Raw genomic sequence first — 6,159 nt, 5'->3', positions numbered from 1 at the left:
CATTCAACATTCAAAAAAAATGAAAGCGAACACTTGGAAAACAATTCTGCAGATAGCTATCAGCATACTGACCGCTATCGCTACTACGCTCGGAGTAACGAGATGCATGGGATAAAGAACATGGAGTCCACCTTATTATAATTAGCTGACCCAGCCATAAAAATAAAAATCGACCGCTCACCCCAATACGAGGAGAGCGGTCTTTTTTGTTTTCTACCTAAAATCCGGTCATGAAGGGTCAAAGTCATTAAGGGCCATTATCATTTTCAATCCCCTTAAATTCGGTCATTAAGGTCACGGTCATTTTCGGTCATTAAGGATTTTGGGGGTGCAAAATGCGAATACACTGTGTGCGCAATTGAATTGGGATGCAACAGACGACATAAAGGAAGTTGCCAAGCAAATGGAAAAAGAAGAGGTTGTTGCTCAGGAAGAAGAGCAACATTACCATCGAGGACGATAATTCATCCCATTCAATTAAAGACAGCCACTATGTTGGCTGTTTTTTTTGTTAAGAGGTAATTTCTAATTACCAATGGTTATCTTCGTTTTTATATTATTTCGAAGATTATTCATATTTGTGGGTAATTGCTATGATAAAAGCTAGCAAATAGTTTATTTTCCCCAAATTATCTAACGTCTTACTAATATGGTTTGGGGAATGTTATAGTAAAACAAGAAACCCGCTGAGATTTAGCATAAACGCTAAAAACAGTGGGTTTACTTAATTCTTTCAAATCATAATAGAAGTGAGATACGATCCTTTTTCCTATAGTCCCGATCTTGTACTTCACTTATCTATGATTGTGTACGTTCATTTAAATTTTCTTGAACTATTTTCTTTATTTTGGTTATAGCAAATGCAACTCGATCTACTTTGTCGAGGGAATTCTCCTGCTCAACATCCCAAGGCTGACTAGTATCTTGATAATAATAGATAAAGCCTGTACCAGTTGTACCTATAGATGCAATAGGTTTCAGAATATTCAAATCATCCCCATAATTTTCTAATCTAATAATTTCATTACCATCTTTGTCGCGCAACTTATCTGACAAATTCTGATATATTACATTCAAGAAAGGATTCCAGTGCTGTCCGTTGAACTGATGCTTATTAAGCGTAGTACAAATGTAATCGTTCGAATCGTCCCATGTCAGTTCTCCATCAGCACCTCGTAACATATCTGGATATTTTACAAAGTAATATCGCCAATCGAAAGCCTGTTTTTCTTCCTTTTCCGAAAGGTATTTATTGATTATAATATCCAAACTCTCCCCATTTTTAATTCTTTGAAGAAGCATACGCAGAACAGCCATTGTTTTTTCAAAATTATTTCTATTACGGCTTTTATGCAATAGTTGTGACCAAGTAGATCTGTTATGATTTCCCATATAGTAGCGATTGGAATCAGTCTGCATATAATTATCAATAGCCAACATCGCACGGTGTATTTTAACAAATTCTGGCGTGCTATCAAACAAAGAAACAAATGTATCAACCAAACCAAGATTATCATATCCCAATCCAGACGCATAGCCATAAATTAAAGGATGATCCTCAAATTTATGAAGGTTTTCTATATCTATTTCCTGTTTCTTCTCTTTCTTCTCGATTTCTTCGTCTATTTGAATGCCATTAAACTTGTGGGAAAGTTCCTTGTTTATAACACCTGCCAACATCAAGTCTTTTACTTCACAAAGCAAATCTTTCATATAATCAGCATCACCACGAATTTCACCTGAATTAGAATTCCAAATAAGATTTCTCAATGTACGAAGACGATCAATAAATTCATCTTCTTTTATTGCATCCTTGTTAATCAGGTAGGTAATTATGCCATAAAGAAACAAAAAATCACTATATGAAAAATTGTTATTTACCTGATAGAGTTTCACACATGCATGAAAGAAGTTCTGAGTATCGAGGTATTCGTAAACACTCTTAAATGTAGTAACCTTACCTTTCTCATAAGTAAATCCGGAAAGATATTTCGCAAAGAAATTGTCTATCGATCCATAATCTTTCATAACCCTATACCAGCAGTCAAAAGCATCTTCAAGATATTTGCGATTGGCAACTGCATTAGGCGAGTCGCTATATACCAGTTTAATTAGCTCAAACTCATCGTTAGACTTCTTGATACCTTGTTCATAGCAAAGGATATGGCTTACATAAAAGAAATACTTCATGAACTCATTGTCAACGATGTCATCTTGATTACGATATGGAAAGAAAGTATCTGCCCATTCTACATCAAATTTATGATTTACCGTTCTTGCCTCATCAGAGTCTTTTTCGTACAGATCTTCATACTCTGCCTTAAAATGTTCGAACGCAGTCAATTTCTTTCCTCTAGAGTTCATCTTGATATACAACTCATCAGAGAGTCCATTTTCTGATAAGGGGAGGAAATAAAAGACTATACGAGCCTTCTTCCCTGTCAAGATTTCCCAAAGATTAGCTATGTTGCCAAATTTATCATTAATGGAATCCAACATTACAAGCATACCTATTACTGTGGGGTCATTTAGCCATTCACCCATGAACCAGTTTTGGTCAACCAATTGGTCGTGAAACGATAAAGACCAATCAGGGACATATTGCAAAAGATGTGAGCAAAAGTCTCGCGAACTAGGACGGATGTCATAAGTGAAGTTGTTTAAAAACTCGTAATTACTTGCTTCTACAGCACCTTTCTTTGCAGCATACCAATGCAGTAAATATAAAGTAGTTAAGCGTTGTTGACCATCTAGTGGTGTCACAATTATTTTCTCCAGTTTATTTGCTGTAGTAGTGCTCCAGACCAGTTCCTTCTCTCCATAGATAAAGTCCATTTTCATCACATCGTTATCATCTTCTGATTTTACGAGATATGACTTAATAGCATCTAAGAATCTATTTCTCACACGGGTGACATCATCTGTGGTACGCCCCTGTGCATAATCTCTCTGCACCATGGGGATAACCACATGATATTATTCAAGAAAAGACTTGAAACTAAAAGGTTTGCTTTCCTTATTTTCTGTTACCATAATTTATTCTGTTCCTTATAAGTTTAATTTCTTTGTTGCTATTTTTCTCTTTATAGTCGTATAAGACATTATTCATAGCACTTATATAACCTTTTCTATCTTCTTCTGACCAGAAATGCAGCTTCGTATCTGAGGAAGAATAGTACTTCATAAAGACGTTTCGAGTACATACAGGAATATACTCTCCAGCTTTATCCATAGCAATAATCTTCATGCGTTTAACATCGAAAGTGGAATTGTTAAGAGCCGCATTCTCACCAACGGTCAATAATGCCATATTTGACAAGGTGTGCATCTGCGACTTGTCATCACCATCTGACAGAATATTGATCACTGCAGGAGCTACTGCGTTGAACTCATCCCTTATAGAACCTTTATACCCATTTTCATTAATATGGGTAATAACAGTGTTCATCTTATCAATAACCTCTTCAATTTGTTTTTTATCGTCAGAACTAACTTCCAAGCCTTCAAGAGATTTTTTGTGAATTTCAAGCCATTCCTTCCATTCTTGGTTTGTTTTCAGACTCTCTGAATTTTGAGCATGGATATGTTCCAATGACCATGTTCCTTCGTTTTTATATCGATAAAATGGGAAACGGACATTCTCGTCTCCTTTTTGTCTGATAGTCTCAATATTAAACAGAAGAAGAACATACTGTATAAACTCGGAATGATCTTCATAATTAAGCTCTGCGTAGTCTATGTCTTCTCCGAAATCATTGTCTCCAACCTTAAATGCCATCTTCTCCCGTATCATATCAAGCACTCTAAGTTTAAAATCAGATTTCTTAATAGGATGATCTGTACTCATAGCTATGTCAAGAAGAGACTTCACGCTTGTGCCAGTAGCAACAAGAAATCCAATATGATGGAATAAGTCAAAACTATGATACCACTCTTTTAGCTGTTGCATGTATCGTTCTATCAGTTCCCAAGTATCATATCTATTGTCTGAATTCTTAAACCTCTCATAGAATCTGTTAAATGTATAGAAATTACTCTCGCCGTTCGGTTTCATTTCTATCATATCAAACAACAGCTCCATACGAATGGGATAATGATCAGACTTTTCATTGGTAATGAAAGTCCAGAATTTTTCGTTATGTAAATCTTTCTCCATTGAGTCCCAACCGAGAGCAATTTCATGCTGTTTTTTTTCCTCTATGCCATAAGGATTTCCTGCATATCGACCTTCGGAATCCTTTTTGCCACGGCTAAGAAATAATGCCTTTACGAGTTCTGCATTGGTGAGATTTATTTTACCTATATTCAGACGTGTGAATATATTTACACTATCTTCATCGTCATCTACTTCATACCAGATAATTGTGACATAGTTTTGCAGTTTATTGGCAAAACTCATCATCTTAGACTTTTCACCATTAAACCACGTTTTAACTATACTATATGATTTCTTGATAAACAACTCATCAATATTGTTAGAAGGTAAAGAAAGATCAATTTCATCAATTGTTTCAAGCAATTCCTTACTTCCGATATGCCCATTTTCGCTCTTTCGTGTAGCGTATTCTATGCTAAATTTTATATCAACGTAGGCATTCAGATACTTCATAATCAAATAGAGAGTTGTCAGGCGTTGCTGCCCGTCAATCAGTTCATAAGTATCATTCACGTTTTTCACAACAACAGGCTGGAGACAATACTTTTGACCATCAGGAATTTCGTTGATATCTTCAAGAAGATATTCAACTTCATCTTTTCCCCAACGATAGCCTCTCTGATATGCCTCTATTGTGAATTTACCAGTTATTTCGCTTATGATTTTTTCTTCTAAATTCATTATTTTTCCTATTATATATTCTTCTGATTAAACCAATTGTACCGCAGAATGGAATGAAGGATATTGAAGCATGTTTCATTTACCTTATTCCTATCGCTCTATGGCATTACCTAATTTATTGCCATCAGCATCCTTCCAGTCATCCCAGCCATTACTTGGTCGGCCGAGTATTATTCCACTTGCACCACTTGGACTGTCCATAGGGACATCGTGCTGAAGGATTATCTGCCCATTTTCCGTTTTGCAATGTTCATCAATGAAACTCTGACGTGATGCAACAGATTTGAAACTTGGAATCACCTAGCAGAATATAAAAAGCAGGTTGACCTGCTATGTCTGCTATATCGTTGGCTACATTAATTTTATCACGTGGAATAACGTAGAGGTGACAAGTAGAGTTTGCCCCCATATAGATATTCTTAACTCCTGATAGAGTTCCATCCATCAGTTCTGTGTGGATGGTGAAGGTATTCTTTGCTTTCATAACTTTGGCTCGACTCTTATAAGTTCTGTATAGTTTACTTCCAGTAACTCTGCAATTTTCATCAATGTTTCAAGTGATGGCTATGAAGAGTTTGTACACCATTTACTAACTGTAGCGGCATTAACTCCTAAGGTAGAAGCAAGCCATTTATTGGTTTTCTTCTTCTCTGCCAACATAACCTTTATACGATTCAAATCTTTTTTACTTTCCATAAATATATATGTTTTATGGCTACAAATTTAATGAATATTCTTTAAAGATGATGCGTTTTTGCGCAATTTTTATAAAAGATTATACTTAATTTATTGCTTTATTTTCCTTTTATTTACCCATGTCATCCAATCATGTTAGTACAGCTGACTAAACTTTATTGAAAATGCGAATACACTGTGTGCGCAATTGAATTGACCGCTATGCGCTTTTTATATATATTCATTGTTTTTGCACGCAATAATCTTATAAATATTATGTGCAAATATACTGATTATACTCTGAATATCAATAATATAGATAAAAGTAGCTCGCTATGTTGGCTGTCTGTGTTATGCAATAATAACGAGTGCGCTCCTACTAATCTATAAAAATGTCACCCAAAGTTTCACTTAAAAACTTGCTTAATGAAAACGCTTTTGAAAACAGATAAAAACACGCTAACAAACTAAAATACAGCAGAATAAAGAAATTAGCGCTACCAATTTCGTTTGCAATTCTGCTTGCAGTTCCGTTTGCAGTTTTCATTTCCAAACAAAATTTGCAAACAGAAAAATACAAATATTAGGGATAAATGTCACTCTTATACCTTTGCACCTGGAAACAAGTTTAAACGAATTGGTTAACG

5 protein-coding genes and 1 pseudogene are annotated in these 6,159 nt (G+C 35.3%); 1 reads left to right on the top strand and 5 read right to left on the bottom strand.

What is annotated here, in order from left to right; translation table 11 throughout:
- The first annotated feature begins 19 nt into the window (after positions 1–19).
- Entirely contained in the window at positions 20–115 is a 96-nt protein-coding gene (locus tag F7D47_RS03975) for a smalltalk protein (protein ID WP_153083712.1), read from the top strand.
- A gap of 683 nt (positions 116–798) precedes the next feature.
- Here the strand turns inward: F7D47_RS03975 and F7D47_RS03970 are convergent.
- From F7D47_RS03970 to F7D47_RS03955, 5 genes and pseudogenes are all read right to left on the bottom strand, one after another.
- Positions 799–2,958, bottom strand: a complete 2,160-nt coding sequence (locus F7D47_RS03970) for a GmrSD restriction endonuclease domain-containing protein (protein WP_153085620.1) — start codon at positions 2,956–2,958, stop codon at positions 799–801.
- A gap of 58 nt (positions 2,959–3,016) precedes the next feature.
- The gene (locus F7D47_RS03965; protein ID WP_153083710.1) at positions 3,017–4,837 is read right to left on the bottom strand and encodes a DUF262 domain-containing protein; all 1,821 of its coding nucleotides are present in this window, start codon (positions 4,835–4,837) and stop codon (positions 3,017–3,019) included.
- A gap of 90 nt (positions 4,838–4,927) precedes the next feature.
- On the bottom strand, positions 4,928–5,137 hold the full coding sequence (locus F7D47_RS15080; protein WP_153083709.1) for a DUF4357 domain-containing protein: 210 nt from the start codon (positions 5,135–5,137) through the stop codon (positions 4,928–4,930).
- Complete coding sequence (locus F7D47_RS14710) at positions 5,091–5,321, bottom strand: hypothetical protein (RefSeq protein WP_153133881.1); 231 nt, start codon at positions 5,319–5,321, stop codon at positions 5,091–5,093. The genes F7D47_RS15080 and F7D47_RS14710 overlap by 47 nt, the downstream gene beginning before the upstream one ends.
- A pseudogene (locus F7D47_RS03955) lies at positions 5,318–5,533 on the bottom strand (helix-turn-helix transcriptional regulator). The gene F7D47_RS14710 and the pseudogene F7D47_RS03955 overlap by 4 nt, the downstream one beginning before the upstream one ends.
- Between the last annotated feature and the right edge of the window lie 626 nt (positions 5,534–6,159).

The organism is Segatella copri, assembly GCF_009494835.1.
In the GTDB taxonomy this organism is placed as follows: domain Bacteria; phylum Bacteroidota; class Bacteroidia; order Bacteroidales; family Bacteroidaceae; genus Prevotella; species Prevotella copri_F.
This window is presented reverse-complemented; position numbering and strand designations above follow the sequence as displayed.